The 26,707-nt window shown below is 64.9% G+C and carries 32 protein-coding genes; 15 read left to right on the forward strand and 17 right to left on the reverse strand.

The window, feature by feature from the left end; all coding sequences use genetic code 11:
* Positions 1 to 140 precede the first annotated feature (140 nt).
* Complete coding sequence (gene folP, locus J0X27_RS00785) at positions 141 to 1,334, forward strand: dihydropteroate synthase (protein ID WP_207270611.1); 1,194 nt, start codon at positions 141 to 143, stop codon at positions 1,332 to 1,334.
* Between the two features lie 195 nt (positions 1,335 to 1,529).
* Positions 1,530 to 2,231 carry a 6-hydroxymethylpterin diphosphokinase MptE-like protein gene (locus J0X27_RS00790; protein WP_207270612.1) on the forward strand — a complete coding sequence of 234 codons (702 nt, stop codon included), beginning with the start codon at positions 1,530 to 1,532 and terminating at the stop codon, positions 2,229 to 2,231.
* Positions 2,232 to 2,273: 42 nt separating this feature from the next.
* Here the strand turns inward: J0X27_RS00790 and J0X27_RS00795 are convergent, their stop codons facing one another.
* Positions 2,274 to 2,468 (reverse strand): hypothetical protein, encoded by a 195-nt coding sequence (locus J0X27_RS00795; protein WP_207270613.1) that lies wholly within the window; start codon positions 2,466 to 2,468, stop codon positions 2,274 to 2,276.
* Between the two features lie 168 nt (positions 2,469 to 2,636).
* On the opposite strand from J0X27_RS00795, the gene J0X27_RS00800 reads away from it, so the two are divergent.
* Positions 2,637 to 4,046, forward strand: a complete 1,410-nt coding sequence (locus tag J0X27_RS00800) for a cryptochrome/photolyase family protein (protein WP_207270614.1) — start codon at positions 2,637 to 2,639, stop codon at positions 4,044 to 4,046.
* Between the two features lie 44 nt (positions 4,047 to 4,090).
* Positions 4,091 to 4,399 (forward strand): HalOD1 output domain-containing protein, encoded by a 309-nt coding sequence (locus tag J0X27_RS00805; RefSeq protein ID WP_207270615.1) that lies wholly within the window; start codon positions 4,091 to 4,093, stop codon positions 4,397 to 4,399.
* On the opposite strand, the gene J0X27_RS00810 is transcribed toward J0X27_RS00805, so the two are convergent.
* From J0X27_RS00810 to trmB, 7 genes are all read right to left on the reverse strand, one after another.
* Complete coding sequence (locus J0X27_RS00810; RefSeq protein WP_207270616.1) at positions 4,400 to 5,368, reverse strand: sugar phosphate isomerase/epimerase family protein; 969 nt, start codon at positions 5,366 to 5,368, stop codon at positions 4,400 to 4,402.
* Between the two features lie 186 nt (positions 5,369 to 5,554).
* Entirely contained in the window at positions 5,555 to 6,622 is a 1,068-nt protein-coding gene (locus J0X27_RS00815) for a Gfo/Idh/MocA family protein (protein ID WP_207270617.1), read from the reverse strand.
* Between the two features lie 150 nt (positions 6,623 to 6,772).
* Entirely contained in the window at positions 6,773 to 7,960 is a 1,188-nt protein-coding gene (locus J0X27_RS00820; protein ID WP_207270618.1) for an ABC transporter ATP-binding protein, read from the reverse strand.
* A gap of 4 nt (positions 7,961 to 7,964) precedes the next feature.
* On the reverse strand, positions 7,965 to 9,005 hold the full coding sequence (locus J0X27_RS00825) for a carbohydrate ABC transporter permease (RefSeq protein ID WP_207270619.1): 1,041 nt from the start codon (positions 9,003 to 9,005) through the stop codon (positions 7,965 to 7,967).
* The gene (locus J0X27_RS00830; RefSeq protein WP_207270620.1) at positions 9,005 to 10,048 is read right to left on the reverse strand and encodes a carbohydrate ABC transporter permease; all 1,044 of its coding nucleotides are present in this window, start codon (positions 10,046 to 10,048) and stop codon (positions 9,005 to 9,007) included. Before J0X27_RS00830 ends, J0X27_RS00825 begins: the two co-directional genes overlap by 1 nt.
* Positions 10,038 to 11,504 carry an extracellular solute-binding protein gene (locus J0X27_RS00835; protein WP_207270621.1) on the reverse strand — a complete coding sequence of 489 codons (1,467 nt, stop codon included), beginning with the start codon at positions 11,502 to 11,504 and terminating at the stop codon, positions 10,038 to 10,040. Before J0X27_RS00835 ends, J0X27_RS00830 begins: the two co-directional genes overlap by 11 nt.
* A 310-nt stretch (positions 11,505 to 11,814) precedes the next feature.
* Positions 11,815 to 12,882 (reverse strand): HTH-type sugar sensing transcriptional regulator TrmB, encoded by a 1,068-nt coding sequence (gene trmB / locus J0X27_RS00840; protein ID WP_207270622.1) that lies wholly within the window; start codon positions 12,880 to 12,882, stop codon positions 11,815 to 11,817.
* Between the two features lie 139 nt (positions 12,883 to 13,021).
* On the opposite strand from trmB, the gene J0X27_RS00845 reads away from it, so the two are divergent.
* Both J0X27_RS00845 and J0X27_RS00850 read left to right on the forward strand, forming a co-directional pair.
* Positions 13,022 to 14,026: a mechanosensitive ion channel family protein gene (locus J0X27_RS00845; protein ID WP_207270623.1), complete on the forward strand. Its 1,005-nt coding sequence runs from the start codon at positions 13,022 to 13,024 to the stop codon at positions 14,024 to 14,026.
* A 117-nt stretch (positions 14,027 to 14,143) separates the two neighbouring features.
* A complete protein-coding gene (locus J0X27_RS00850) occupies positions 14,144 to 14,587 on the forward strand; it encodes a universal stress protein (protein WP_207270624.1) in 444 nt (147 codons plus the stop codon).
* A gap of 21 nt (positions 14,588 to 14,608) precedes the next feature.
* On the opposite strand, the gene J0X27_RS00855 is transcribed toward J0X27_RS00850, so the two are convergent.
* Complete coding sequence (locus tag J0X27_RS00855; protein ID WP_207270625.1) at positions 14,609 to 15,019, reverse strand: universal stress protein; 411 nt, start codon at positions 15,017 to 15,019, stop codon at positions 14,609 to 14,611.
* A gap of 224 nt (positions 15,020 to 15,243) precedes the next feature.
* Here J0X27_RS00855 and J0X27_RS00860 point away from each other — a divergent pair, with 224 nt between their 5' ends.
* Positions 15,244 to 15,483 carry a DUF5816 domain-containing protein gene (locus J0X27_RS00860; RefSeq protein WP_097379146.1) on the forward strand — a complete coding sequence of 80 codons (240 nt, stop codon included), beginning with the start codon at positions 15,244 to 15,246 and terminating at the stop codon, positions 15,481 to 15,483.
* A gap of 207 nt (positions 15,484 to 15,690) precedes the next feature.
* Complete coding sequence (locus J0X27_RS00865; RefSeq protein ID WP_097379147.1) at positions 15,691 to 15,999, forward strand: DUF7116 family protein; 309 nt, start codon at positions 15,691 to 15,693, stop codon at positions 15,997 to 15,999.
* Between the two features lie 37 nt (positions 16,000 to 16,036).
* Here J0X27_RS00865 and J0X27_RS00870 read toward each other — a convergent pair whose 3' ends face one another.
* Positions 16,037 to 17,248 (reverse strand): pyridoxal-phosphate-dependent aminotransferase family protein, encoded by a 1,212-nt coding sequence (locus J0X27_RS00870; RefSeq protein WP_207270626.1) that lies wholly within the window; start codon positions 17,246 to 17,248, stop codon positions 16,037 to 16,039.
* A 195-nt stretch (positions 17,249 to 17,443) separates the two neighbouring features.
* Between J0X27_RS00870 and J0X27_RS00875 the strand changes: the two genes are divergently transcribed.
* The 4 genes from J0X27_RS00875 (at position 17,444) to J0X27_RS00890 (ending at position 20,062) form a co-directional block, all read left to right on the forward strand.
* Positions 17,444 to 18,436, forward strand: coding sequence for a metal-dependent hydrolase (locus tag J0X27_RS00875; protein ID WP_207270627.1), 993 nt, complete (start codon positions 17,444 to 17,446; stop codon positions 18,434 to 18,436).
* 70 nt (positions 18,437 to 18,506) lie between these two features.
* Complete coding sequence (locus J0X27_RS00880) at positions 18,507 to 19,124, forward strand: hypothetical protein (protein WP_097379150.1); 618 nt, start codon at positions 18,507 to 18,509, stop codon at positions 19,122 to 19,124.
* The gene (locus J0X27_RS00885) at positions 19,117 to 19,776 is read left to right on the forward strand and encodes a DUF2238 domain-containing protein (RefSeq protein ID WP_207270628.1); all 660 of its coding nucleotides are present in this window, start codon (positions 19,117 to 19,119) and stop codon (positions 19,774 to 19,776) included. The genes J0X27_RS00880 and J0X27_RS00885 overlap by 8 nt, the downstream gene beginning before the upstream one ends.
* An 85-nt stretch (positions 19,777 to 19,861) precedes the next feature.
* Positions 19,862 to 20,062, forward strand: a complete 201-nt coding sequence (locus J0X27_RS00890; protein ID WP_097379152.1) for a dodecin — start codon at positions 19,862 to 19,864, stop codon at positions 20,060 to 20,062.
* Positions 20,063 to 20,187: 125 nt separating this feature from the next.
* On the opposite strand, the gene J0X27_RS00895 is transcribed toward J0X27_RS00890, so the two are convergent.
* The 7 genes from J0X27_RS00895 to J0X27_RS17805 form a co-directional block, all read right to left on the reverse strand.
* A complete protein-coding gene (locus J0X27_RS00895; RefSeq protein ID WP_207270629.1) occupies positions 20,188 to 20,562 on the reverse strand; it encodes a HesB/IscA family protein in 375 nt (124 codons plus the stop codon).
* 343 nt (positions 20,563 to 20,905) lie between these two features.
* Positions 20,906 to 22,204, reverse strand: a complete 1,299-nt coding sequence (gene hisD, locus J0X27_RS00900; RefSeq protein ID WP_207270630.1) for a histidinol dehydrogenase — start codon at positions 22,202 to 22,204, stop codon at positions 20,906 to 20,908.
* 43 nt (positions 22,205 to 22,247) lie between these two features.
* Positions 22,248 to 22,469, reverse strand: coding sequence for a hypothetical protein (locus tag J0X27_RS00905; RefSeq protein ID WP_207270631.1), 222 nt, complete (start codon positions 22,467 to 22,469; stop codon positions 22,248 to 22,250).
* Positions 22,470 to 22,561: 92 nt separating this feature from the next.
* A complete protein-coding gene (locus J0X27_RS00910) occupies positions 22,562 to 23,404 on the reverse strand; it encodes an ABC transporter permease (RefSeq protein WP_207270632.1) in 843 nt (280 codons plus the stop codon).
* Complete coding sequence (locus J0X27_RS00915) at positions 23,401 to 24,486, reverse strand: ABC transporter ATP-binding protein (RefSeq protein WP_207270633.1); 1,086 nt, start codon at positions 24,484 to 24,486, stop codon at positions 23,401 to 23,403. The genes J0X27_RS00910 and J0X27_RS00915 overlap by 4 nt, the downstream gene beginning before the upstream one ends.
* 44 nt (positions 24,487 to 24,530) lie before the next feature.
* On the reverse strand, positions 24,531 to 24,830 hold the full coding sequence (locus J0X27_RS17800) for a winged helix-turn-helix transcriptional regulator (RefSeq protein ID WP_338147523.1): 300 nt from the start codon (positions 24,828 to 24,830) through the stop codon (positions 24,531 to 24,533).
* On the reverse strand, positions 24,779 to 25,051 hold the full coding sequence (locus tag J0X27_RS17805; protein WP_224214698.1) for a hypothetical protein: 273 nt from the start codon (positions 25,049 to 25,051) through the stop codon (positions 24,779 to 24,781). The genes J0X27_RS17800 and J0X27_RS17805 overlap by 52 nt, the downstream gene beginning before the upstream one ends.
* A 126-nt stretch (positions 25,052 to 25,177) precedes the next feature.
* On the opposite strand from J0X27_RS17805, the gene J0X27_RS00925 reads away from it, so the two are divergent.
* Genes J0X27_RS00925 through J0X27_RS00935 form a run of 3 tightly spaced genes read left to right on the forward strand, consistent with a single transcriptional unit; the run spans position 25,178 to position 26,594 of the window.
* Entirely contained in the window at positions 25,178 to 25,375 is a 198-nt protein-coding gene (locus J0X27_RS00925) for an NAD(P)H-binding protein (RefSeq protein ID WP_207270634.1), read from the forward strand.
* Positions 25,372 to 25,755, forward strand: a complete 384-nt coding sequence (locus tag J0X27_RS00930) for a DUF6069 family protein (protein WP_207270635.1) — start codon at positions 25,372 to 25,374, stop codon at positions 25,753 to 25,755. The genes J0X27_RS00925 and J0X27_RS00930 overlap by 4 nt, the downstream gene beginning before the upstream one ends.
* Positions 25,752 to 26,594: an NmrA family NAD(P)-binding protein gene (locus J0X27_RS00935; protein WP_207270636.1), complete on the forward strand. Its 843-nt coding sequence runs from the start codon at positions 25,752 to 25,754 to the stop codon at positions 26,592 to 26,594. Before J0X27_RS00930 ends, J0X27_RS00935 begins: the two co-directional genes overlap by 4 nt.
* The last annotated feature ends 113 nt before the right edge of the window (positions 26,595 to 26,707 follow it).

A 26,707-nucleotide genomic window follows, 5' to 3' on the forward strand; every position in this document is an offset into this window, starting at 1 on the left:
TCACCTTCCGGGACGGCCGTGTCTGTGCGCTCTCGACCCGATTTTAGCCGACGGATGCCGTCGAGGCGGTACCCGCCCGCGCTGCGTTCCCGATTCGCCGGAACCGCGATACCTTTTTGCCTCGCTTCCACAGACCGGGTATGAACAGCGTCGATGCCGCCGGCCTGGGGATCGGTGACGACTATCCGCCCCGAATCATGGGCGTGTTGAACGTCAGCGAGGAATCTCCCTACGATCCGAGCGTTTTCGACGATCCCGGCGAGGCGGCCCGCTACGTCGACGAGGAACTGATCGACGAGGGTGCCGATATCGTCGACGTCGGCCTCGAGTCGGCGAACAAGCGTTTCGACGTGCTCTCGGCCGACGAGGAACTCGAGCGGCTTCCGGTTGCGCTCGAGACCATCGAGAGCGTCTCCGGGGACGCCGTCTTCTCGATCGAAACGCGGTACGCCGAGGTGGCCGACGAGGCGCTTTCCCAGGGGTTCGACATGGTCAACGACATCTGTGGGTTCGCCGACCCGGAGATGCCGACCGTCTGTGAGGACCACGACGTCGCGGTCGCGAAGATGGCGAGCCCGCCGGACGTCGAACGACCGGGTGCCGTCGAGGAAACCGATTGGGGCTCCCGGAAGTCGCCGGAGTGGGCCTCGCAGGCGGCGTACGTCGATCAGGTCTACGAGGCGCTGAAACAGAACGGGCTGACCGAGAAGACGATCGTCGACCCGGCCTTCGGCGGCTGGAGCGAAGCCAAGACCGTCGCCGACGACCACGAGACGTTCCGCCGGCTGCGGGAGTTCCGGGCGCTCGGCCGGCCGATGCTGGTTTCGATCAACCGCAAGAACTTCCTGGGCGAAATCGCCGACCGTGAGACCGACGAGCGGTTGCCGGTCAGTCTCGCAGCGACCTCGATGGCCGTCGAGCGGGGAGCACACGTGATCCGGACCCACGACGTGGCCGAAACGCGGGATGCAGCCCTGATCGGAAAGGCGTTTACCGAGCAGGCACGCACGACGGCCGACGGGATCACCGTCTCACGACTCGACGTCACCTCGACACGCGAGTTCCGGGCCCAGCTCAGGGAACGGGGCGTCGATCCCGCGTTCGCCGACGACTGGCGGAGTCAACTCCTCGAGATCGAGGGTCTCGATCCCGACGCGAGCGATCGATTGATTTCGATCGCTGCCGAGCACGGGGCGGTTGTCCAACGCGTGTCTGACGGACGGCTGTTGCTGATGGGATCGACGACAACCGTGTCCGACGTATCAGCCCGAATTGCCGGCGAAAACGACGATATCGACGCTCTCGGCGAGAAGTTGTCAAAGCTGCTGCGTTAAGAGAAAGCTTATGCCGGATGCTTCGAAAGGAGGGAGTGGACGCCGGGCTGCCTCCCGGGTAGGGGTACTTTGGAGGCGAATCCCGGCCCACAACACGGAATTATTGTGCTCTTACGTTGCCCAGTGACGTCTGGGCCGTCTGGCCCACCGGAGACCGAACACACAAACGGACCGGGCACCGAGTACGCAGCGAGTATGGAGTTCGACGAGTGGGAGCCCGTCTACGAGGCGATTCTCGACGACTTCGGATACGACCGGGCCGGCGACGAGCGGGGGCGAGATCTCCTCGCATCCCTTCTGGAGGCGTCGTTCGATCCGACCGAGCTGGCGATCGGACCCGACACGACCGTCGCCGTGGCGGGTGCCGGCCCGTCCCTCGAGAGCGATCGGGCCCTCGAGCGGGCACGAGCGGCGGAGTTCGTCGTCGCCGCGTCGACCGCCGTCGACACGCTCGCGAGCCACGGGATCGACGCCGACTGCATGGTGACCGACCTCGACAAGAATCCGGGCACCGTCGAACGACTCACGACGGACGGCGTCCCGGTCGCGATCCACGGGCACGGTGACAACCTCGATGCGATCCGGACCGTCGTTCCGAACTGTGACCACGCGTACGTGCTCCCGACCACCCAGACCACGCCGCGTGGCCCGGTCCGTAACGTCGGCGGGTTCACCGACGGCGATCGAGCGGCGTTTCTCGCCGATCACCTCGGTGCCGGCCACCTCTCGTTCGTCGGCTGGGATTTCGACGATCCCGCCGTCGAGCCGACGAAAGCGTGCAAACTCGAGTGGGCCGAGCGCCTCCTCTACTGGCTCGAGTCGCGCCGCGGCGACCGGTTCGCGGTACTCGACGGACGGCGAGACGGGATCGAGACGATCGGGATCCCGATCGAGTAACGCCCCTCCGTGGCGTCGGCGATCGAGGACGGACCGTCGCTGTCACTCGATCCGGTACTCGACGATGTCGCGACAGCCACACGACGGACACGGGGAGATCGTCGACTCGAGCGTCGTCCCACAGCGCCGGCACTCCTCGATGACCGTCGGCTCGTCGCTCCGGCGGAAGATCGCGCTGAACGCCTTTCGTATCGCCGATCGCGTCGTAGTGTCGGACCGGCTCTCTCGTCCGCCCATGATCGCTCGAACGCTGATATCACTGTTCGTTATTGTCTCGATAACCGATACAACGATCCGTTGCTCGGGCCGGATGCCGTCGCACAGTCCGGCTCCCGTCGGCGAATCACTGCCGTTGGCTCGCCGTTAGCCCCTACGCTTTCGGTTCTCGAGTGCCCGAGTTCGACCGTGATCGTTCACTGGCACCGCCGGGATCTCCGGCCCAGCGACAACCGCGGGCTCGCCCGCGCCGCGGCGAGCGACGAGTCGGTCGTTTCGCTGTTCGTTCTCGATCCGACCGTCCTCGAGCATGCATCGCCGGTCCGCGTCGCGTGTCTGCTCGAGGCGCTCGATGCCCTCCGAGAGTGGTACCGGGATCAGGGAAGCGACCTCGTCGTCGGTCGTGGCGAGGCGAGTCGGGTCGTCCCGGAGCGAGCAGCGGCGTACGATGCGGACACAGTCGTCTGGAACGCGGATTACAGCGGTCTGGCTCGGGACCGCGATCGGGCGGTTCGGGACGCACTCGAGGACGACGGGATCGAATCCGAATCGGTTCACGACGCCGTTCATCACGAACCGGGATCGATTACGCCGAATCAGGGCGAGCACTACTCGGTGTTTTCCTATTTCTGGAAGAAGTGGCGCGATCGGGACAAGCGAGCGCCGGTCGAGGAGCCGGCCGCCACGGACCTCGCGGCCGTGTCGGGCGAACCGATACCAACGCTTGCTGATCTGGGGTTCGACGAGCCCGAAGCGACGCCGCCGACGGTGACGACGGCGGCGGCTCGAGAGCGGGTCGCCGACTTCTGTTCGGGGCCGATCTACCGCTATGCCGACCAGCGCGAGTATCCCGCTGCCGGTGGCACCTCGCGGCTCTCCCCACATCTCAAGTGGGGAACGATCGGGCCACGGGAGCTGTACGCGGCGACGGAGCGAGCCACGGCACGCGCCGAGTCCGAGGACGCCCGCGAGAGCGTCCGTTCGTTCCAGCGCCAGCTCGCCTGGCGGGAGTTCTACGCGCACGTCCTCCGATACAATCCCGAGACCGTCGCCGAGAACTTCAGCGGGTACGAAAACGAGATCGAGTGGCGCGACGACCCCGACGAACTCGCGGCCTGGCAGGCCGGAGAGACCGGCTACCCGATCGTCGACGCGGGGATGCGCCAGCTACACGCGGAGGGATGGATGCACAACCGCGTGCGGATGCTCGTCGCCGCCTTCCTGACCAAGGATCTCCTGGTCGACTGGCGGGCGGGGTACGACTGGTTCCGGCGAAAGTTGGCGGACCACGACACCGCAAACGACGTCGGCGGGTGGCAGTGGGCGGCTTCGACCGGGACCGACGCACAGCCGTACTTCCGGGTGTTCAACCCGATGAAACAGGGTCGCGAGTACGATCCCGACGCCGAATACGTCCGCGAGTACGTTCCGGAACTCGCCGACGCGAGTGCCGACGACATCCACGGCTGGCACGACCTCGAGCAGGCCGAGCGCGAGCGGATCGCGGCCGACTATCCGGCACCGATCGTCGACCACGCCGACCGACGGGAGCGGGCGATCGACACCTTCGAGCGGGCCCGCGGCGAGGCCTCGGAGTAACCCGTTGCATCAGTCTTATTACCTGTAATTCCATAGGCGCTAGTATGTCTGCTCCGGACGAAACGTCGACGCCCGACGGAGAGGTGCCGCCGTCCCAGGCCATCATCGAGGCCGTCGCCGAACGCGAAGGTGTCGACGTCACCGAGATCGAACCCCCAGCATACGACTCGTTGTTTACGGTCGTCAATCCGGAGGCACTCGACGAGCTGTTCGACACGACCACGGGAACCGCCAGCAACGCGGTCGTCGAACTCGAGTACGAGGGGTACGAGGTCGTCGTTCGACCCCACGGCGACGTCGACGTGTTCGATCCCTCGTCTCCCGATTCGCTCAACGAGCGGATCGAGGAGTGATCACTCGGCCCAGTAGGCGTCGCCGGGCTCGGTCTCGAAAACCGCTCGCCCGAGGAGATCGATCGCCTTCTCGAGGCCCTCCCGAGAGCTGGTCAGTGAGTCCTCGTGTTCGATGCTCAGGGCCCCGTCGTAACCGACCATCCGGAGCGTCGAGACGATATCCTTCCAGTGGGTTTCGTCGTGGCCGTAGCCGACCGACCGAAAGAGCCACGATCGGTTCGGTTCGTCGTCGTAGGCGGTCGTATCCAGGACGCCCTTCTCGCGAGCCTGTGCGTCGTAGATCCTGGTATCTTTGGCGTGGACGTGATGGATCGCCTCGCGCTCGCCCAGGTACCGGATCGCGTCGCTGATCGTGATCCCCTGCCAGTAGAGGTGGGAGGGATCGAAGTTCGCACCGATCCGGTCGCCGGTCTCCTCGCGCAGTCGTGCCATCCCGTGGGGCTCGTAGACCAGCATGTTCGGGTGTAGTTCGATCGCGATATCGACCCCCTGATCGGCGGCGTAGTCGGCGATTTCGCCCCAGTACTCGATGGCCTGCTCCCACTGGTACTCGAGCGCGTCGGCGTGTTCGGGCGGCCACGGGGCCGTGATCCAGTTTGGCACCTCGTCGGTCGGGCTGCCCGCTGGGAGCCCCGAGAAACAGGTGACGGTCCCGACCTCGAGTTGGGCCGCCAGCCGGATCGCCTCGCGGAGCTCGGTGTCGGCTTCCTCGGCCCGCTCCTCGTCGGGATGGAGGGGATTGTTGTGCGTCGCGAGCGCGCTGATCCGCATGTCGTATTCCTCGAGCAGGTCGCGGAGCTGGGCCTGTTCGGTCTCGTCGTCGAGGTATTCGGACCGCGTGAGGTGGTCCTCCCCCGGATGCCCGCCGACGCCGGGCTCGATCGTTTCGACACCGAGTCCGTCGAGATAGGGGAGCATACTTTCGAGCGACTCGTCGGCCAGTACTGGGGTATGAACGCCGATCTCCATGGCGATAGCGACGACACCTGAGAAAATAAAACGCGTGCCCCCGAGCATCCGACGGCGGCGTTCGGCCGGCAGCGGGAGCCGATTTCCGCTCCCGACCGAGCCCCGTGGCACGTCCGAAACAGCGCCGTCGCTCGTGGCGGACGGAACAGTCCCGCCGAGTCGCGATCGTCGCCCGGATCGGCGCGTCTACCCGTCGATCCCGATCGTGTGGCCGTCCTTGCTTGAGCGGTAGATGCCGTTGATGACCCGCTGTACCTCGAGCGCTTCCTGAACGCTGTTGCCGTGCTCGGCGTCGTCGACGATCCGGTCGAAGAACGTCCGTTGTTCGTCCGAATGGGTATCGTTCTGGCTCGTTTCGATGGCCATGTCCTCGAGATGGTCGGATCCGACAGTGCTCGCCGAGTGGATACTGAGACCGCCCTCGAGGAGATCGAAGCGAGCGGCTGCGTCGGTTCCGCGGACCACGAACTCGTGGGTCGCCGGTCGGTTGGTCGCCCAGGCGACCTCGAGCGAGATGGTTCGATTTCCCCCACAGCGGATGAACGCGCTCGCCGAGTCGTCGACGTCGAACCCGTCGGGACCTGCATCGTCGGCCCACATATCGAGGTAGGCATAGTCCTCGCTGGAGCCGAACTCGCTGCGGACGACGCCGCTTACCTCCTCGACGTCGGGATACCCAAGCAGGTAGAGGGAGAGATCGATCGCGTGGACGCCGAGGTCGATGAGCGCGCCGCCGCCGGCGATCTGCTGGCGGGTAAACCACGAGCCCCGACCGGGGATCCCGCGCCGTCGAACGTAGTTGGCCTCGACGTGGGAGAGGTCGCCGAGTTCCCCGCGGTCGATTCGGTGAGAGAGGATCTGTACGGTGTTCGCGAACCGATTGTTGAATCCCACCATCGCGTAGCCGTCCGACGTCGCTGCCGCCTCGGCGATCCGCTCGGCGCTGTCGATGGAGTGGCCAAGGGGTTTCTCGAGGAGGACGTGAAGGTCCCGTTCGAACGCGTCGATCGCGTACTCCTCGTGGTATCTGTTGGGTGTCGTAATGATGACGGCGTCGATGGCGTCGTACAACTCGTGGTGGTCGTCGTAGACGTCGACGTCGTACCGTCGAGCGAACCGTGTTCGTGCCTCGGGGGCGATGTCCATCCCACCGGTGAGCGTCACGCCGAGGTCGACGAGCCGTTCCGCGTGATACTGTCCGATGTTACCAAGGCCGACGATTCCAGTTTCGATGTCCGATCGATCAGATGTCATTTCTCTGTGGCTCCAGTGCTAGCCGCAGTCGCGTTTCAGCCTGATACACCAATAACTGCTATATTGAATCCTTTGGCTCGAGCGACTTCCATCCGTCGCCAAACGAGGGTCGTCGGCCCGGCCACAGCCGGAGAGACGTGCGTATCCCACTCAACTGTCCGCTTCGGTCGGTGCCGTGCCGGGCTCTCGGTCCGGGAGATCGGTAATGCCGTGGACCAGCGCGTTGCCGGCGGTCGAATCGAAGATGTGGATCCTCGAGCGGTCTAGCACGACGTCGACGTCTTGGCCCGCCTCGATGTCCGTGTCGGGGGTGACGCTCATCAGCAACTGGTTCGGTGACGTTGCGGGATCTTGCTCCATCGATCCCGCGGCGGCCTCGGAGAGCAGCAGGTAGACGAAGACCTCGTCGCCCATCGGTTCCAAGACGTCGGTTTGGGCGGCGATCCTGTCCGTCGACGACGCGAGCGAATCCGCATACGCCGACAGATGCACGTCCTCCGGTCTGATGCCGAGCGTGACGTCGTCGCCGATTCCCACGTCCGGCAGCCGCGAGGGGTCGAGATCGACGGTGAAGTTGTTCGTCTCGAGGCCGCCCTCGACGAGCGTCCCCTCGACGAAGTTCATCGATGGCGAGCCGATAAAGCCCGCGACGAACAGGTTCGTGGGTTCGTTGTAGCAGGTAAGCGGCGCGGCGATCTGCTGGAGTTTGCCGTCGTTCAAAACGGCGATCCGGTTGGACATCGTCATTGCCTCGGCCTGATCGTGGGTCACGTAGATGACCGTCGCGTCGAGCTCCCGGTGGAGCCGCTGGAGCTCCGTTCGCATGTGGACCCGCAGCTTCGCGTCGAGGTTCGCCAGTGGCTCGTCCATCAGGAACACGTCGGGGTTGCGAACGATCGCGCGGGCGATCCCGACTCGCTGTTGCTGGCCGCCGGACATCTCCGCCGGCATCCGTTCGAGCATCCCCTCGAGTTGGACGATGTCGGCGGCCTGCTCGACGCGACGCCTGACCTCCTCGTCGTCGTACTTTCGGAGCCGCAGTCCAAAGGAGATGTTCTCGTAGACGTCCATGTGTGGAAACAGCGCGATGTTCTGGAAGACCATCGCGACGCCTCGATCCTTGGGGGCGAGGTCGGTAACGTCGTCGTCGCCGATGTATACTCGTCCCTCGGTCGGCTGGGTCAACCCCGCGACCGTCTCCATGGTCGTCGACTTCCCACACCCCGACGGGCCGACGAAGGTGACGAACTCCCCGTCTTCGACCTCGAGGCTGATGTCGTCGACCGCCGTTTCCTCTCCGTACCGTTTCGTGATGTTCTCGAGTCGTACTCGTGACATTGTGTTACTCCTTGAGTGCGCCCGCGGTGAGTCCGCTGACGATCTTTTCCTGTGCGATCACCACGAGGATCGCGACGGGGATCACCCCGAGGATGCTCGCGGCGGCCATGAGGTTGTACAATACCTCGTACTGTCCCTGATAGGCGAGGATCCCGTCGAGGATCGGTGCCCAGTTCTGTGGCTGGCCGTCCGTCATCAGGAACGAGAAGAAGAACTCGTTGTAGACCGCGATGAACGTCAACACGCCGGCCGTCGCGACGCCGGGAGCCGACAGCGGGATGATGACCCGGAACAGCGCACCCAGCCGGGTCGTCCCCTCGACGCGCGCGGCATCCTCGAGGCCGTCGGGAATCTGCCCGTAGAACGTCGTGAGAATGAAGATCGCCAGCGGCATGAAGATCGCCGACAGCGGCGTCACGAGGGCGAAGGGCGTGTTGTACAGTGTCCCATCGCCGGTGATCGGCTCGAGGACGAAAAACGAGGTGTTGAAGAGGTCGTTTAGGGGGATGAAGAAGGCCGCCGGCGGGAAAAAGGAGATGACCAACACGAGTAGCATAAGCGGCGTTCGCCCGGGGAACTCGAGCCGACCGAAGGCGTAGCCGGCGAGGCTGGCGATAACCAGAACGACGACCGTCGAGGCCAGCGCGATTACGAAGCTGTTGAACATGTAGACGTGGAACGGGATGACTTCGAAGACCTCGACGAACGCGCCCGGATTGAATCCATTGGGCGTGAAGACGATGTCCTGAAGCTGTCCTTCCGGGGTCAACGCGACCATGAGCAGCCAGTAGAAGGGAAACAGCGTCGTAAAGAGGAAGAAAATCGCCGCGACGTAGAACATGGCACGGTAGACCCGCTCGGGGTGAGAGATGGAGTCGGCGACCCACTGCTGGAGCGGGCCGCGGTCGAGTTCCGCCTCGCGGTCGTCCTCGAGGACAGTCGTGCCGCCGTCGGTTCGGCGGAGGGTCGGGTCTCGTGGCGGTCCGCCGCCGTCGTCGATGCCTCCGGTGTCGTTCGGATCGGTGGAATCCCTTGGATCGGACATCAGTACATCCCTCCTTCGGTGTCGCGGAAGAGTAGCACGTAGCCGCCGATGATCAAGCCGATCACGAGCGCCGTGGCGAAGGCCACGGCGGCGGCCGTCGCGTAGATGCGGGTCCCGCCGAACATCGCTTCGACGACGAGACAGCTCAGCGAGGGAACGGTCGTACAGCCGGCAGTCGACTCGATCAGTCCGAAGACTCGCATCGCGTCCATGGTTCGGAACAGCATCGCGACCAACAGGGCCGGCATCACCAGCGGGAGCGTGATCATCTTGAACCGCTGCCACGGTGACGCACCGGCCACGCGAGCGACGTCGTACAGACTCCGGTCAACGCTCTGGAGTCCTGCGAGGATCAACAGAGCCATGAACGCCGACGACTTCCAGATGTCGGCCACGAGAATGATGATGAACGCGTCGCGGCTGTTAGCCAGCGGCGTTCCGCTGAAGATGCCGATGCTCTGCATGAGGTCGGACCCGAACCCGACCGTCGGCTGGAACAGCAGGAAGAAGATCATTCCCTGAATGACGATCGGCACTGCCCACGGGAGAATGATCGCTACGCGGACCCAGCGACGCCCCGTGAACTCCTGATCGAGCACGTAGGCCTGGCCGAACCCGATCACCGTCTCGAAGATGACGCTGATGACCGCGAAGGCGAGCGTGACGAACAGCGCCTGCTGGAAGAACGGGGTCCCGAGTTCGATGAACGGGAACGACGACGTCAGCCCGACGTCGAGGAACTGTCGAGCCAGTCGCGCGTTCCCGGTGAGGATGTCGACGTAGTTCTCGATGCCGACGAAGCCGCCAAGGGGGTCGAGTCCCCGCGTCTCGTTGGCGCGAAGCGACATGACGAACGTCCGTAGCATCGGATAGAACGCGATCAGCGTCAGCAACGCGAACGCCGGCAATAACAGCAGGTACGCGTATGCCGCCTCGCTCAGCCCCTCCATCCAGTTGACGACGGCGTTACCGGTCCGTTCACGGTCTCGTTCCCGGCCGGACTCGCCGCCGATCAAACCGTCCGTATCGGTATCAGTTGCCATTTGTTTCCACCTCCGCTTCGCTCTGCTCGAGCTCTGCCGCGAGGTCGCTCATCGCCACCTCGGGGGATTGCTCGCCGCGATACGCCGCGTTGACCGATTGATAGACCAGTGCGGACTGTTCCGGCCAGAGGTCGGTCGCCGGCCGCGGGACCGCGTTCTCGCTGGCCCGCTGAACCACGTCGCCGTAGCGAGCGACGGGGCCCACCTCGTCCGGATCGGCCTCCGCGACCAGGTCGAGGTTTGGCGGTAAGTAGCCCCCGAGTTCGAAGACCGTGAGCATGACCTCCTCAGTAGCGAACGCCTCGAGAACTTGCAGCGCTTCCTCCTGACGCTCCGAAAACGGGCTCACGGCGAGATTCCAGCCGCCCAGTGCCGCGACGGTGCCGCCGGTGCCTTCGTACTCGGCCTCCTGCTGGGAGACCGCGTACGGTCGCGTCGTGACCCCGAGGTTCTCGCCGAAGGCGTCTTCGGTACCCGTCTCCGCGATCGCATACGACCAGTTGCGGTTCGAGACGGCCTCGCCGGCGGCGAACGGGTTGAGCGACTGCTGTTCGGTCCACTGGACGATCGCCGACGGACAGATCTGAGCATAGCCGTCCATGGTGTTTTCCTCCTCACCCTCGATGAACGAGCGCATCATCCGGATCGCGTCGATACACCGTTGCTCGTCGACGGTGATCGGCCGGTCGCCCGCGGTGAAGAGGTTGTTCACCCCGCCGAAGTACGCTCCGCCCCAGGACGTCATCACTTCGTTGAACGTACAGCAGGACAACCCCTCGTAGGCGGCCGCCTGGGTCGTGAACCCGTAGTTGAGTCCGCCCTGATCCCGGGCATCGCGAACCGCCGCTGAGAACTCCTCCCAGGACGGCGGCTCCGACGGCCAGTTGCTGGTGTCGTAGCCGGCGTCTTCGATCAGATCCTCGCGGTACAGCGTGAACCCAAGGTCCGGGAAGAACGGCAGCGCGTGGAGGTCTCCAGTCTGGGGATGACGCGCCGTTTCGAGGATCGCCTCGAGGTAGTCGTCGGTGACGCGCTGGAGCACGTCCTCGGAGAGGTTCTCGGTCAGGTTGACCGTCTGGTTCCGGAGAACGAAAGGGACCGTCCAGCCGCTGTCCATCATGTGGATGTCGGGCGGGGCGCGACCCGCCTCGAGGGCCGACTGGGCGGTTTGCATCCGCGATGCGGAGTCGCTGACGACGGTCTGGATCTCGAGGCTGATGTCCTCGTCGAGTCCGGCGTCCCAGAGCGCCTGCTGGACCGATGGGCCGTCGCCATCGCTGTGTATGATCCCCGCGACACCAGAATCGGCGGTCATCACCACAGTGTTCGGTTTACGACCCCGGCCGAGACAGCCCGTGACGGCGACTGCCCCCGCTGTCGACGCCGATGTAGCCCTCAGGAACGATCGCCGCCCGAGACGGGAGCGGTCACGTTGGCCGGCGGTATCGTGTCCCATGCGCAGAGACAGACCACGTTCTCCACCTTAATTGTTAGCTATAAATTTGATAATAAAATGTGACTGTTCGGATATCGCTTCGGTTACGGACACCGATCGTCGATCGCGGCAAGAACGACGGTCCGTCAGGACCGCCAACCGCGCTCCAATCCTCGATTGTCGGTCGGGCATCGGCAGGTGCCGGCCGATGGACTACCCTTCCGGCCAGCATCACTTCCCGGGGACACCGTCGAACCGGTTCGACGAACTCGTCGACTTCCGACCGTTCACTCGAAGCGATACTCGACGATCCGGGCGTCCGGCGTCGCTGTCAGCGTTCCTCGAGCGTCGGCGGTTCGTTCCGACCGATGTGGATCTCGTGGGCCTCGATGTCCTCGAGGGCGGCGACGCGGCCACCGACGGAAACTTCCTCGCCGGTCTCGGTTTCGATCGTGAGGCTGGCGACTTCCTCGCTGACCTCGAAGGAGATATCGAGGATTCGGCCGCCGACGATCCGCTGGCCGCCGATATCCACGTCCCGGCCGTCGATCGTGGCGTAGAACTCGCCGCCTTCCTCGAGGAGGTCCTTTACGCACCGGCGGATCGAGGCGTACTTCCGGGGATACGTCCGAGCGCTGTCGTCCTCGCCGAGGACCCGGTCGGCAGTCGTCCAGAGGACGGTTCCGAAGAACCCGGAGATGAGAAACCCGAGCGCCGACCGATTGAAGATGACACCGTACCGATCCTGATCGTCGCGCAGGGCGTCCTGTGTCGCGTACACCGAGTAGTTACCGTCGGCGACGGCGACGACCGGCGTCGTGATTCCGCGTCGCGCACGGGCGGTCGATGCGATCTCGCCGTACGCGAACGTCGCCGGATCGGGGGCCTCGCTCGCCGGCGTCACGATCAGATCGACGCTGACACCGGCCTCGACTGCCCCACGCAGTTCCGCCTCGAACCGGGTCAACAGATCCGGCGTCAGGGACAGGGAGAGTTCGTACTCCGCGGCGTCGATGACCTCCTCGAGGTACCGCAGGATCGTCGATCGGGATTTGACCAGCGACACCGCTTCCGTCTCGCGGGCCGGCGCAGTGTAGCGCGCCTCGAGTTCCTCGATCATCTGTTCGAAGGCGGTCTGGACATCGTCGAACGCCTCGTCGGGATCGATCGCGACGACCTTCATCGGGCGCGACTCGCGAAGTTCGACCAGTCCGCGGTCGCTGAGGCTGCGGACGGTGTCGTAGACCCGCGGCTGGGGGATATCCGTTCGGTCCGCGATCTCGCTGGCCGTAAGCTGGCCCTGCTCGAGAACGGTGAGATAGGCGTCGATCTCGTATTCGCCGAGATTGAACCGGTCTCCGACGCGCTCGACGGTCGAGCGAAGTTCGTCTGGTGCCATACTCCCTCCTACATTCCCACCGGCTAAATGATTTATTATACCTCGAGTAGCACGCGTTTTCGAAATCAGGTTGTTCCACCACCGGTACCCAAAACTGACGGTCAGAACGCTTAACCACACCGGGACGCAGCGTGTTGATATGGTCGGGCCCCTCCAGGGAAACGGTACCGTGACGGCCGAGGGCATCCAGAACCTGCTGCCCGTCCAGGTTCCGATACGAGTGATCGAACTCGTGCTCGCACTCGTCGTCCTCGCCGTCGGCTGGTACCTCTCGAAACTCGTCGTTCGGATCGCCGGTCGGACGATCGCCCAACGGATCGAGCGTCCAAGCGTCACCCGGACCGTTCTCCGCGGTGTCAGGGGGGCCGTCTTCCTGTGGGCGGTGATTATCGCGGCCGGCATCGTCGGCCTCGGCAATACGGAACTCCTCCTCTCGGTGACCGTCATTTCGGCCGTCATCGCGATCGTTCTCGCCCCGCTTGCCGGTAGCCTGATCAACGGCCTCTACGTCCTCGCCGACCGTCCCTACGAGATCGGCGACATGATCGAGGTCACTGACGCCGGCCACCGCGGGTTCGTCGAGGACATCACGATCCGGTATACGAAGATCTTCACCCTCCAGAACACCTTCATCGTCATCCCCAACTCCGAGATCCACACGCGCGACGTGGTCAATTACTCCGCGGAGGACGAACGGACGCGCGTTTCGATCCCGTTCGATATCACCTACGAGAGCGACCTCGAGGCGGCGCGACAGGCCGCCGAGCGTGCTGCTCGAGGGGTCGACGACGTCATCTCCGGCGGCCCGGATATCCGGATCGGGAGCGCCCGATACGCTGCAGCCCCCTCCTGTTATATCAACGAGTACGGCGATCACGGGATCGCCCTCGAGTTGTTCTTCTGGATGAAACACCCCTACAAGCAGACCGTCGTCCGATCGGCAGTGCAGGACGCTATCAGCGACCGCTTTGCGGATCTCGACGTCCAGTTCGCCTACCCGCATCGCCATCACGTGTTCGACGAGACCAGCGGTGTCGCGCGATTCGCGGTCGACGATGCCGAGCAGTCGGTTGCGGACCCGTCGCGCGAGTCGGAGACGAGCGGAGATCACGGCGAGAACCCCGTCGATTCCGCCGATCGATAGGAGACCGTCCACTCCGATGGCGAGGGACTACCTTCCCCCTTATGAGGCCGGCGGTCGATCCAGTCGCAAGGTATCGTGAGGGTGATTTATACTGGGGCCGGTCCAATTTACCTGTAAATGTACGACGACATTCTCGTTCCCACGGACGGAAGCGACACGATTCCCGAGACGCTCGCCCACGGATTGCCGATCGCTGCAAACAACGACGCGACGGTCCACGCGCTGTACGTCGTCGATAGCCGGGTCACCGCTGCTGCCGACGACGAGACGAGCGCCGATCTCGAGCGCTCGCTCGAGGCCGAAGGCCAGGAGGCTATCGCCGACATCGAAGCGAAAGCGACGGCCGAGGAACTCGAGACCGTCGGCGAGGTCCGACAGGGGACGCCCTCGAAGACCATTCTCGAGTACGCCGAGGAGAACGGGATCGATCTCATCGTCATCGGGACGCGAGGAAAGAGCCCACGCGAGAAGATGACGTCGCTGGGCAGTGTCTCGGAACGGGTCGTGGACAACGCTTCGATTCCGGTGTTCGTCGTCCGCAACGCGGGTGACGCCGAGTAGGCGACGGCTCTCTCCGGCCGGTCAGGCGCGTGCGCTTTCGACCGTAATGACCTCACAGTCGAGGTGGTTCCGGAGGTACCGGTCGATATCCGGATTATCGGTAAAACGCTGGAAGATCCGTCGGATGCGGCTCGCTTGCTTGCTGCCGATGACGACGGCATCGGCGCTCTCCGCCGCGACTTCGTCGAGAATACTCTCTTCGACCAAAAATCCGGTTCGGACGACGTACCGGGCGTTCTCGAGCCGACCGAACGTCCGCTCGACGGCGTTTTTCAGATCGATCCGCGTTACCTTCTTCCCGTTCTGATAGAGATCGACGTGGAGTATCGTCAACGCTGACTCGCGCTCGCGGGCGACCTCGATCGCACGCTCGAGTGTTCGTCGTGAATGTTTCGTCAACGGATACCGAACGGGAACCACGACCAGTGACATTATCCAACTGAACAGTTCCTGTGCGGGTAAATCTTTCAGTACGGATGGCCAACCCTGTGAATTCATCGCATATGGCCAGTACTCGCATTCCGAAGCGCTCCACGGAAGCTCCCCTCGAGAACCTGCTGTCCTCGGCACCACTCAGTCCTCGAGTGAACCCCCTCGAGCCGGCGGCACTGGCCCAGAGAGACAGTCATTTACCGCGAGCGAAACTACGGGGGACCATGCAAACTCGGTCGACTGCCGACGGTGAGACCGTCTATATTTCGGAGACGGAGGGCGACAGGGGCTCGAAAGGTCCGTTTCTCGTCGCCTACGAATCCCCCGATACCGAGCGTCGTTACGGCTGGTTCTGTACGAACTGTGAGAGCTTCGACAACGCGATGGACTCGATGGGCCGGATCAAGTGCAACGAGTGTGGGAACTTCCGGAAACCGACCGAGTGGGACGCGGCCCACGAGTGACCCCCGTTCTCTAGGTGCCATCAGCGACTGCTTACTCGGCTCGGCAGTAATAGATGATTACTGTCGACAGGACCCGATCGGTTTGACATCGTCAAATAGTGATTCGAGGACAGTTCCGGTTCGTTCGGCGGAACCGGATATTTCTTGTCACACACTAACATTTATGGTGGATGCCGACATAGGTGGTAGTGAATGGGTCCTGTTAACATGCGGCTCGTCGAGCAGGCCAGGTCGATCTTCGCAGAGCTTGGTTACACCGTCGAAGGCAACGGCCCCGAGTTCCGCGCCGAACGAGCATGGAAAGTCGTCCACGTAAACGCCGTCCGCGAGACAGGCGAACTTCCCCCGTCGTCGTCGGGACAGTTCCACTGTTTCGTCGCCGAACCCGAGGACGCAGATGCCCTCGAGGCCCGACTCGAGGGGACCAATCCGAACTACGAGTGGGCGATTATCGTCGTCGACGGAGACGACTATCAGGTCGAACGAGCGCCACCAGGACCACGAGTATCGGCGTAAAAAACACGGGCACCGAACCGCCCGGTAGCGGCTTCCCTTACTTTTCGAGCGCACGTCGCGTCGCAGTCACACCGGCACCCGGATCGACGTCTGCACCCATCGACTCGAGCACGTCGCCCAGCGCCGTGACGACGTAGATCACGTTCTCGGGTCGTGCGGAATGTCCCATACAGCCGATCCGGAAGACCTCGCCGGCGAGGTCGCCCAGTCCGCCCGCGATCTCGAGGTCGTATCGCTCGAGCAACGCGTCACAGACCTTACCGTCGTCGATTCCCTCCGGGACTCGGACGGCGTTCAGACTCGGCAGCCAGTACTCATCGGGGGCGTTCATCCCCAGGCCCATCGCTTCGGCCCCGGCTTTCAGCGCGCCGGCCAGCCGTTCGTGACGCGCCCACCGGTCTTCGATGCCCTCCTCGGCGACGAGCCGTAGTGCCTCCCGGAGCGCGTAGACGTTCGTGATCGGCGCGGTGTGGTGGTAGGCCCGTTCCTCCCCCCAGTAGCCCTCGAGCAAGGAGAGATCGAGATACCACGAGCGGGGTTCCTCCTCGCGGGAGAGGACCTTCTCCATCGCCTCGTCGGAGAGGGTCAGCGGGCTCGCACCCGGCGGACAGGAGAGACACTTCTGTGGACCGGCGTAGGCGACGTCGATGTCCCAGTCGTCGACCCGAAACTCGACGCCGCCGAGGGCGGTGACGCTATCGGCGATCACGAGCGCGTCGTGGTCGTGGGCCGCGGCAGTGAGTGCCGGCACGTCGGGCTGAAGCACGCCGGTACTCGTCTCGGCGAAGACGAACCCGAAGACGTCCGGATCGTGTTCGGCCAGCGCGTCCGCGACGTCGTCCGGATCGAGCGGTTCGCCCCACGGCGCGTCGACTTCGACGACCTCGCCGCCCGCTCGCTGGGCCATCGAGGCCATCCGGCCGCCGAAGTAGCCGTTCGTCGGGACGAGCATCGTATCGCCGGGTTCGACGACGTTGCCGATCGCGGCCTCCATCGCCGCCGAGCCGGTTCCCGAGACCGGGATCGTCCACTGGTTATCCGTTCGGAAGGTATACCGCAGCAGCTCCTGGACCTCGTCCATGATCTCGATGAACGACGGATCGAGGTGACCGACCAGCGGCGTGCTCATCGCACGGAGTACACGCGGGTTGACCTCGCTCGGGCCAGGTCCCATCAGGGTACGATCCGGTGGTGTGAGTTCGCCGACGGACGGCGCGTCGGTCCCCTCGTTCGACGGTGTCTGAGCCATGGCCGTGTGCTCGAGTGCCACCCGCAAAGACCTACCGGCAGCGGCGAATTACAAAGGATCGAACGGAGAAATAACCGCCGACGCGTCGTTTCGTGGCGACCGAGCAACCCAGCCGCCGGGTCGGTAGCCGGCCCGTGGTAAGGAGTCTCGTGGCTGCGAGTCGTTTAAGAGGACTCACCACATAACCGATATATCGTGTTCGTCGGTCACGGCCTCCTCGCGTTCGCCCTCGCGGCGCTCGTCGCCGACTGGCGAGGCTGGGAGTCGCGTCAGGCCCTGCTCGTCGGTGTCGTCGCCGGCGCGTTCGCGACGATTCCCGACATCGACGTCGCGTACGCGCTCGTCGGGCTCCTCGAGTGGCAGGTAGCGGACGGCCCACTCGGCGCGTCGACGGCCTTCTGGGACGCGAGCCGCGTCGTCCACCGCTCGGTCACCCACTCGCTGGTCGTCGGCGCGATCGCCGCACCGGCGTTCGGGCTGGTTGCCGTCCGCGGGGGCACCAGTCGAACGTGGGGCGTCCGTGCTACTGGCCTCGGTCTCCTCGTGGCGCTCGTCGCGGTCGCGCTCGTCTGGGATGGGCCCCTCGCCGCGCTCGTCATGGGACTGTTCGTGGCAAGCGGCGTCCTCGTCGCCCGCGCCGTCGCTCGCAGATCGACGCTCTCGCCGTCGACGGTCGCCATCGCCGCCGTCTGGGGGCTCTGGTCGCATCCGTGGGGCGATCTCGTCACCGGCTCGCCCCCCGACTGGTTCTTCCCGTTTCCCTCCCCCGTCCTCGAGTCCCGGGTCGTTCTCCACCCGGATCCGACGCTGCACCTGCTCGGCGCGTTCGCGATCGAACTCGCCACGATCTGGCTCGCGCTCGCAGTCGTCTGCCGACTCACCGATCGGTCGGTCCTCGCCACCGTCGACCGGCGAGCCACCGTCGGTGTGGCCTACGGCGTGGCTGCACTCGCAGTGACGCCGCCGACGCTCGACGTCTCCTATCACTTCGTCTTCTCCATTCTCGGCGTCGGGGTCGTCTGTGGCGTCGTTCGTGGTAGGCCCGAATCCGTCCTCCCCCACTGGCTCTCCCGACGGTGGCCTTCACCCGACGGGATACTCGAGGTCGCGCTGACGGCGCTGGCTGCCGTGAGCATTGCCCTCGCCGCCTACGTGACAGTCTACCTGTCGGTCGTCGGCCCAGCGTAGACCTCACGGATCGTGGTCCGTCAACGCCGAAGTACGTATCCTTTTGTAAGAACAGTCGGTAGGATTTACTGTGTCACAGACTCCACTCGGGGGCTTGATCGCGGACGACCGCACCAACGCGGCCATCGCGTGGTTATTGGTCGTCGCGATCGCAGCCATCGGCGTCGCCGCGTTCCTGACGGGCGGGGTTCTGTGGGCGACGTTCGCGGCTGTACTCGTGACGTTGGCAGTGTTGCCACCGATCGCGTTTCGGTCGTCGCTGGTGATGCTCCCCTGGGAAGTCCTCCTGTTGGCAGGTCTCCCCGTGCTTGGACTGGCCGTCGGGTCCGACCGGTTGACGGGGCACTTTACCTCCTATCTCTCGGTCGCGGCCATCGCACTCGTCGTCGCCGTCGAACTCCAGTTGTTTACGTCGGTGCGGATGACTCCCGGCTTCGCCGTCGTCTTCGTCGTCGTTACCACGATGGCGACAGCGGGACTGTGGGCGCTGCTGCGGTGGAGCGTCGCCCAGACGCTGGGGATTCCGTTTACCGCCGACCACGACGCGGTGATGTGGGAATTCGTCTACTCCGCCCTCGCCGGGCTCGGTGCCGGCGTCGTCTTCGAACTGTACTTCAGACGGTTCGCCCGCCACGACCAACGCCTGCGGGATCGATCCGCGACTATCACGGAGGCCGACGATGGGTAAGGTCGTGAAGCAACTCCGTTCCAAGCGCCGCCAGCGCCAACTCACCTATCTCATGGAGCTCGGGCTGATCGGGATGCTGTTCGTCGGTATCGATCGCGGCAACGGCGGGATCGTAATCAATACCGGGGTGGCGCTGATCGTCACGCAGCTCCCCCCGATTCTCGAGCGCGACTACGAGATCCCGATGGATCCGCGGCTGACCCTGTGGATCACGACCGCCGTCTTCCTCCATGCCTTCGGGACCGTCGGACTACCGGGAGCCACCGCGACACTCTATAGCCAGGTCTGGTGGTGGGACCACATGACCCACGCGCTGTCGGCCTCGCTGGTCGCCGCCGTCGGATACGCCACGGTCCGCGCACTCCACGAGCACGCGGCGGGGATCTACTTCCCCGGCCGATTCGTCGCCGTCTTCATTCTCCTGTTCGTCCTCGCCTTCGGCGTCCTCTGGGAGATCCTCGAGTTCGTCATCGCGCTGTCGGCCGAGGCACTGGGGGTCAGGGCCGTCCTCACGCAGTACGGACTCGAGGACACGATGCTCGACTTCGTGTTCAACTCCATCGGTGCGATCATCGTCGCGCTCTGGGGCGGTGCCTACCTCACCGACGTCACCGGCGCGATCCGCAAGCGCCTCGAGTCACGGTCCGAGTGACGGTGCGTCGGGTTCGACCTTCGGTTCCGCTTCCCCGAAACCGACGATCAGCTTTACGTTCCCACGGGGTATACTACCAGGGGCCATGGTATTCAAGAAGATTACGCTCATCGGTACCAGCACTGACAGTTTCGACGCCGCAGCCGACGACGCCATCGATCGTGCGGAAGCGACGCTCCAGAACGTCCACTGGATCGAGGTCGACGAACTGGGCGTCGAAATCGCCAGCGCCGAGGACCGGGAGTACCAGGCCGAAGTCACCGTCGCGTTCGAACTCGAGGAGTAAAGCGCCACTCGAGGGGGAGTCTCTATTTGCGGACGCCGCCGTGCGAGCCCAGTATACGAGCGTCGCAACTCGCGATCGACGGGGTGAACCGTAAAAACGGGACGGCGGCGTGAGACGCGATCGAGTTACGTTCGGAACGATTCGCCACAGCCACACTCGCTGACGACGTTCGGATTGTCAACGTGGAACCCTTCGGCCTGCAGGCCGTCTTCGTAGTCGAGGACGCTCCCCTCGATGTATTTCAGGCTCGCCGGATCGACGAATACGCGAAGGTCGTGGTGTTCGTAGATGGTGTCGTCCTCGTCGGGTTCGTCGTCGAACCGCATTCCGTACGAGAGACCGGCACAGCCACCCTGCTGGACGAACAGCCGAAGGCCCGCCTCGGTCACGTCGAGGTCTTCCCCCTCGAGCAAGGAAAGCGCCTGCTCGGCCGCGTCTTCGGTGACCTCGATCTTCGGCCGCGTGTTCGCCTCCCCGCCGTCCATACTGTCCGTGCTCATACCTCTTCGTTTCGGCGCGACGATGTTAACTGTGACGCCATTCTCTCACCGGTGGGCTAGCCGAATCCGGTTTCGTTCGGCCCGTACCGACCGTCTCCGAACCCGCCATCGGTACTCGTGCTCCTTCGAGCGACGGATCGGACGGTCCGGATCTCAGTCACGATTCCGGGCCTTCAGTCGCCGTTCTGCGAGCCCGCACTCCCGCCCCTCACAGGCGGTCGGAGGGCCCCTCGAGTCGACCCGCTTTCGCCGTCGACCGTCGCAGTACGGTCGCGATATCGGAACTCGGTTGCCGAGTCGGAACGCCGAACCCGCGTTCGACGTTCTCGTTCGATGGGGGCGACTAGCGCTCGGAGTCCGTCCTCTCTCCGAGTCGAGTTCGAACGCTTTCGGCGTGGGCTTCGAGGCCCTCGGCGTCGGCGAGCGTGGTTATCGTCTCGCCCAGCTCGGCCAGTCCCTCGCCCGAAAGCCGCTGGACCGTAGTCGATCTGAGGAAGGTCTCGACGGAGAGCCCGCCGGTCACGCGCGCGCCGCCGTTCGTCGGCAGGACGTGATTGGTGCCGCTGGCGTAGTCGCCGGCCGCGACAGGCGTGTTCGGCCCGAGGAAGACGCTCCCTGCACTGTCGATCCGCTCGAGGAGCGATTCGTCGTCCTCGGCGATGATCGAGAGGTGTTCGGGGGCGTACTCCTCGGTAAAGAGGATCGCCTCGCTCATCGAGCGGGCGTGGAGAACCCCGCTCGTCTCGTTTGTGAGGGCCGCTCGAATCACGTCGGCCCGCTCGCGCGCGGGAACCCGCTCGTCGACGGCCGCGACGATGGCGTCCGCGGTCGCCTCGTCGTCGGTGACGGCGACGACCGAGGCGTTGGGGTCGTGTTCCGCCTGGGCGAGGAGCTCCGCGGCGACGAGCTCTGGATCGGCAGTCTCGTCGGCGACGACGACCACTTCGCTCGGTCCCGCGAGGAAGTCGATTTCGACGTCGCCCCGGACCTCGGCTTTGGCCGCGGTCACCCACTTGTTCCCGGGGCCGACGATCTTCTGGACCCGGGATATCGTCTCCGTCCCGTAGGCCAGTCCGGCGATCGCCTGTGCGCCACCGACGCTGTAGACCGCGTCCGCACCGGCAGCGTGAATCGCGGCCAACGTCACCGGGTTCGGATCGTCCGCCGGCGGCGTGACGACCGCGACGTGACCGACACCGGCCACGACTGCCGGGACGACGCCCATGATCGCACTCGAGGGATAGGCCGCCGAGCCGCCGGGGACGTAGACGCCGATTCGCTCGAGCGGTCGAAAGCGGCGGCCGAGTTCCCGTCCGGTATCGAACTCCCGCTGCCAGTCCTCGGGGAGTTGTGCCTCGTGGAACTCGCGAACGTTCGCCGCGGCCGTTTCGATCGCCGTCCGAATCTCGTCGTCTATGTCCTCGTACGCACGCGCACACTCGTCGGTGATCTCGAGGTTACCGACCTCGACGTCGTCGAACTCGCTCGTGAACTCGCGGACGGCGACGTCGCCTTCCGTCTGGACGCGGTCGACGATCTCGCTTACGTCGTCCCTGACCCCCTCGATACCGGCGTCGCGCTCGAAGAAAGCCACGCGGTCGTCGGGCCCGAGATCGGCGATCGGCTGCACGTCGATGGTCATGCTCGAGGGTTCGAGCGGCGGTCGAAAAACGGTTTCCTTCCGTTCACGGGTCCGAACGCTCGACTTCCCAGACCCCGATCGCGTCGAGCGTCGCCCTGACGAAGAGATAGATGAAGAGGCCGAACCCGACGACGGCAAGGGGTGCCTGGAGCAACGCCGCGGTTTCCGCGCCGAGGACGAGCCGGCTGAGTCCCCGCACGAAGAAGCTCACGACGACGAGCCCGAACGCGATGACCGCGAGTTTGACGAATCCCGATCGGTCCATACGTCACCCTCCCACCACGACCGCTAAATCGTATCGGTTACGCCACGCCAGTCGAATCGCTCACGCGACGTTCGGCCCGATCACCGAGCCCGTTACCGGACGTCGGCGCTTGCGGCCCGGCCGATCGCGTAGACGGCGACCGACCCGAACAGGACTGCCAGTCCCAACAGGACGGCCAGCGCGGGAACGAGCGTATCCCACATGCCGCCAAATCGCGTCACCTCGACGACGGTCATCGTATCCTCCCCGAGCATCACCGCGCGGGCGGCGTCGACGCCATACGTGATCGGATTGAACGTCGCGACGGTCCGAATCCACTCCGGCAGCGCCGGCAACGGAAGGAACGCACTCGAGACGAACAGCAAGGGGAGCTGGAGCAGGTTCGCCCCGATGATCGTCGACTCCTCGTCGCGGGTCACCACGGCCAACATGTTCGAGAACGCGGTAAACCAGACCGAAAACAGGACACAGATGCCCGTGATCGCGAGCGCGCCGACGACTCCGGTCGCGATTTCGGCTCCGAGCAACACGCCCAGTCCGAGCACGATCGCGACCTGGGCGACGATCCGAACGACCTCGGCCAGCGTCTTGCCCAGGAAGAGCGCGCTGCGGTTCATCGGACTCACGAGCGTCTTCTCGAACATGCCGTTCTCGATGTCGTTGACCAGCCCGATGCCCGATGTCGCCGCCGCAACCAGGGCGACCTGAATCACGATCGCCGGCACGAGGTAGGTCTCGTAGCTGATTCCCTCGAGCGCACGCGTCGCGACCCCACCGAACACCTGCGTGAACAGGACGAGGAAGATGATCGGCTGCACCAGCGAGACGACGAGGACGAACGGGTTCCGAACCGACTTGATCGTCCACCGAACGAACGTGACCCACACGTCGCTCGCGAAGCTCCCGCCGTACCGGTCGACGCTCGGCGTGCTCATCGATCCACCTCGCCGGCCGCCCCGTTGCCGTCGCTCGCTCCTGTCCCGCTCGACTCGTGGCCCCTGGTGCCGATCGCCTCGGACGAGACGGCGTCGGTCGGCACCGACTCGCGTCCCGCCTCCGAACCGTCCCCGGTTCGATCGCCAGTCACCGCGAGGAACACGTCGTCCAGCGTCGGTGCCCGGACGTCGAACCCGACGACGTCGATGCCGGCGTCCCGAAGGGCGACCAATAGATCCGTCCCGCGCGTCCGCGCGTCGCGCGCGGTCACCGTCACTCCCGACTCGCTTGGCTCGATCACCGCGCCGTCCGCGAACAATCCCTCCTCGCGCGCGATGGCGACGGCCCGGTCGTTCTCGTCGGTATTCGCCAACTCGACGGCGAGGATCTCACCGCCGACGCGGCGTTTCAGCGCCTCGGGCGTCCCCTCCGCCACGACTGTTCCCTGCTGAATGACCGACAGCCGATCACACAACTGGTCGGCCTCCTCGAGGTACTGGGTCGTCAGGAAGACGGTCGTCCCTTCGTCGTTGATCCGCCGGAAGTACTCCCAGAGCCGGTTTCGCGCCGCCGGATCGAGCCCGGTCGTCGGTTCGTCGAGGAAGACCAACGGCGGCCGGTGGACGAGCGCGGTCGCCGCGTCGAGACGCTTTTTCATCCCCCCGGAGAAGTCGTCGGCGACCTTGTCCGCGACATCGGTCAGCTCGACGAGTTCGAGCAGTTCGTCGATCCGGTCGCCCCGCTTCGCTCGCGGAACCCCGTAGGCGTCACACGCGAACCGCAGGTTCTCTCGAGCCGTCAACTCCGGATCGATGCTCGTCTCCTGGGCCATGTATCCCACCGTCGCACGCACGCTGCGTGGTTCCGCGACGGCGTCGAACCCGTTTACCGTCACCGTGCCGTCGGTCGGTCGCAACAGCGTGACGAGCGTCTTGATCAGCGTCGTCTTCCCCGCGCCGTTGGGGCCCAGAAACCCGAAGAACTCTCCCGTCTCCACGAGGAGGTCGACGTCACGGACCGCTTCGGTTCCGTCCGCGTACGTCACCGCCACGTCACGGGCCTCGATAGCGTAGTCTGTCACAGTCCCGTTAGGACGACCACGGCCATATATTTGTGAGTGTGAAATCACGTTCCTACTTCGACATTCGAACTATTGGGGTCGAAAAGGCGGACCGGCCGATCACCGACGCCGCTACTCCGTGGCTCCTTCGAGGTCGTACTCGATGGCCCACGCGTGGAGGTGGCCAAACGCCGGAAACACCCCACGACACTTCTCGGTGGGCTCGTACTCGACTCGCGGCGGAGAAAACCCACCGCGACCAGTTCTTTGAGACGCTCCGAGAGCGTGTTCGCCGGCACCTCGAGTCGCTCCTCTAGGTCCGAAAAGCGAAGCGGCTCCTCCGCGAACGCAAACGCCGACAGGATCCCATCGTGTGGGCCTTTCCGAAGAGCTTCAGCAACTGTGCGACCGTCCGCTCGACCCGTGCTCGTTCCTCGGGCTCGAGTCGGTCACGGACCGATTTCGCCCCGTCTCGCGTTCGTGCGGCGTCGATCCCCGCCGTCCGACCGTCACCGCTCGCCCCTGTCTCCCAGTGGTAAGACATCACACCCTTCGATCGCGCCTCGTCGCTCGGTTCGTCGTCCATACGACCGTTAGCACACCACGGGCCTAATACTACAGGCACCAACCGAGCGCTCGAAGCCGTTTCGACGCCGTTACTTCGATACTTCGAAGTTAGGAGCTTAAGACTCGGCCACCCGAAGTACTGCCCGTGAAACGCACCGTTTTCGGCGCGACGGGCCGAACCGGTCGCCCGCTCCGTCGGCAGGCACTCGAACGCGGCCACGAGGTCGTCGGTCACGTCCGCTCGCCCGAGACAATCGACCACGGCGACGTTTCGCGGTTCACTCTGGACCGTCTCGAGGACGACCGCCATCTCCGCGAAATGCCAACGGTGGGGCCAGTATGAGCACACGATCGTCCATCGCTCGTCGCGGTGTGCTGGCCATCGGCGCTGCCGTCGTAGCGAACCTGTTCGTTCTGGGCGGGGCACTCGTCGTTCTGGGTTCGGGCGGATTCGACCCGTTCACCGTCGGTCCGGTCGCGATCTCCTCGGGAGTCGGGGCCGCCGGTGCGACGGCCGTCTACGCCGTATTGGCGCGACTGCGGGAGCGTCCGGACCGTGTTTTCGTCGCTCTCGCGGCGGCTGTCCTGTTGCTGCCGTTCGTGACGCTCACCGAAGCGACAGCCCTCGAGGGTGCGACGACGAGTCGGCTCGCGGTGCTCGCTCTCATGCACGTCGTCGTCGCGGTCGTCTCCGTCGTGGCGCTCGTGGGTGACCCGCAGTGACGCACGTCCTCGTCACGGGAGCGACCGGCACCGTCGGTCGCCACGTCGTCGATGGAATTCGTGACGTGCCGGATCTCGCCGTCACTGCTGCGAGCCGCGATCCCGTTCGGGCTCGCGATCGGCTGGACTGTGCGACCGTTCCCTTCGACTTCACGGAGCCGGCGACCTATCGTGACGCGTTCGCCGGTGTCGAGGCGCTGTTCCTCGTTCGTCCGCCCGCACTGTCCCGCGTCCGCCGAGACGTCGTCCCAGCCCTGGCTGCCGCCGTCGGTGCCGGCGTCGAACACGTCGTCTTCCTCTCGGTCATCGGTGCCGACACGAACCCGTTCGTTCCCCACGCCCGAATCGAGTCCTGGCTCGCGGACGCTGGGCTCGAGACGACGTTTCTCCGTGCGTCCTTTTTCATGCAGAACCTGTCGACCACTCACCGCGAAGAGATTCGAAACGGTCGACTGGCCGTGCCCGCCGGCAACGGGAAGACGAGTTTCGTGGACGCACGCGACGTTGCCGCCGTCGCCGTCCGAACGCTCCGGACGAGAACCACTGGCGCATACGACCTCACGGGGCCGGAGGCACTCGATTACGACGCCGTGTGCCGCCACCTCTCGGCGGTTCTCGACCACGACGTCGCGTACACCGACCCGTCGCTCCCCCGGTTTCTGGTTTCGCGGTACCGACTCGAAGGTGACCTCGCGAAAGTCGGCGTGATGGCCGCGATTTACACCACTACCCGGCTCGGGCTGGTCGATCGGGTGACCGACGACGTTCACACCGTCCTCGATCGCCCTCCGATCGACGTTCGGACGTTCGCCCGCGACAACCGGTCGGCCTGGCTGTAATCGACTAGACACCGCCACGGTTTCACCGTCCGTAATATCGTCTTTCCTGCTCTCGATATACCGTTCGCAAATACCGTGTCTCGATCCCGTCCTCGAGACCGACTCGTCCGGAC

The sequence above is a fragment of the Natrinema longum genome (assembly GCF_017352095.1).
In the GTDB taxonomy this organism is placed as follows: domain Archaea; phylum Halobacteriota; class Halobacteria; order Halobacteriales; family Natrialbaceae; genus Natrinema; species Natrinema longum.

Excerpts from the sequence above, each read along its gene's own strand:
- folP (WP_207270611.1), top strand. The coding sequence starts at position 141 with ATGAACAGCGTCGATGCCGCCGGCCTGGGGATCGGTGACGACTATCCG.
- J0X27_RS00790 (WP_207270612.1), top strand. The coding sequence starts at position 1,530 with ATGGAGTTCGACGAGTGGGAGCCCGTCTACGAGGCGATTCTCGACGAC.
- J0X27_RS00795 (WP_207270613.1), bottom strand. The coding sequence starts at position 2,468 with ATGGGCGGACGAGAGAGCCGGTCCGACACTACGACGCGATCGGCGATA.
- J0X27_RS00805 (WP_207270615.1), top strand. The coding sequence starts at position 4,091 with ATGTCTGCTCCGGACGAAACGTCGACGCCCGACGGAGAGGTGCCGCCG.
- J0X27_RS00810 (WP_207270616.1), bottom strand. The coding sequence starts at position 5,368 with ATGGAGATCGGCGTTCATACCCCAGTACTGGCCGACGAGTCGCTCGAA.
- J0X27_RS00815 (WP_207270617.1), bottom strand. The coding sequence starts at position 6,622 with ATGACATCTGATCGATCGGACATCGAAACTGGAATCGTCGGCCTTGGT.
- J0X27_RS00820 (WP_207270618.1), bottom strand. The coding sequence starts at position 7,960 with ATGTCACGAGTACGACTCGAGAACATCACGAAACGGTACGGAGAGGAA.
- J0X27_RS00825 (WP_207270619.1), bottom strand. The coding sequence starts at position 9,005 with ATGTCCGATCCAAGGGATTCCACCGATCCGAACGACACCGGAGGCATC.
- J0X27_RS00830 (WP_207270620.1), bottom strand. The coding sequence starts at position 10,048 with ATGGCAACTGATACCGATACGGACGGTTTGATCGGCGGCGAGTCCGGC.
- J0X27_RS00835 (WP_207270621.1), bottom strand. The coding sequence starts at position 11,504 with ATGGGACACGATACCGCCGGCCAACGTGACCGCTCCCGTCTCGGGCGG.
- trmB (WP_207270622.1), bottom strand. The coding sequence starts at position 12,882 with ATGGCACCAGACGAACTTCGCTCGACCGTCGAGCGCGTCGGAGACCGG.
- J0X27_RS00845 (WP_207270623.1), top strand. The coding sequence starts at position 13,022 with ATGGTCGGGCCCCTCCAGGGAAACGGTACCGTGACGGCCGAGGGCATC.
- J0X27_RS00850 (WP_207270624.1), top strand. The coding sequence starts at position 14,144 with ATGTACGACGACATTCTCGTTCCCACGGACGGAAGCGACACGATTCCC.
- J0X27_RS00855 (WP_207270625.1), bottom strand. The coding sequence starts at position 15,019 with ATGTCACTGGTCGTGGTTCCCGTTCGGTATCCGTTGACGAAACATTCA.
- J0X27_RS00860 (WP_097379146.1), top strand. The coding sequence starts at position 15,244 with ATGCAAACTCGGTCGACTGCCGACGGTGAGACCGTCTATATTTCGGAG.
- J0X27_RS00865 (WP_097379147.1), top strand. The coding sequence starts at position 15,691 with ATGCGGCTCGTCGAGCAGGCCAGGTCGATCTTCGCAGAGCTTGGTTAC.
- J0X27_RS00870 (WP_207270626.1), bottom strand. The coding sequence starts at position 17,248 with ATGGCTCAGACACCGTCGAACGAGGGGACCGACGCGCCGTCCGTCGGC.
- J0X27_RS00885 (WP_207270628.1), top strand. The coding sequence starts at position 19,117 with ATGGGTAAGGTCGTGAAGCAACTCCGTTCCAAGCGCCGCCAGCGCCAA.
- J0X27_RS00890 (WP_097379152.1), top strand. The coding sequence starts at position 19,862 with ATGGTATTCAAGAAGATTACGCTCATCGGTACCAGCACTGACAGTTTC.
- J0X27_RS00895 (WP_207270629.1), bottom strand. The coding sequence starts at position 20,562 with ATGAGCACGGACAGTATGGACGGCGGGGAGGCGAACACGCGGCCGAAG.
- hisD (WP_207270630.1), bottom strand. The coding sequence starts at position 22,204 with ATGACCATCGACGTGCAGCCGATCGCCGATCTCGGGCCCGACGACCGC.
- J0X27_RS00905 (WP_207270631.1), bottom strand. The coding sequence starts at position 22,469 with ATGGACCGATCGGGATTCGTCAAACTCGCGGTCATCGCGTTCGGGCTC.
- J0X27_RS00910 (WP_207270632.1), bottom strand. The coding sequence starts at position 23,404 with ATGAGCACGCCGAGCGTCGACCGGTACGGCGGGAGCTTCGCGAGCGAC.
- J0X27_RS17805 (WP_224214698.1), bottom strand. The coding sequence starts at position 25,051 with ATGGACGACGAACCGAGCGACGAGGCGCGATCGAAGGGTGTGATGTCT.
- J0X27_RS00930 (WP_207270635.1), top strand. The coding sequence starts at position 25,372 with ATGAGCACACGATCGTCCATCGCTCGTCGCGGTGTGCTGGCCATCGGC.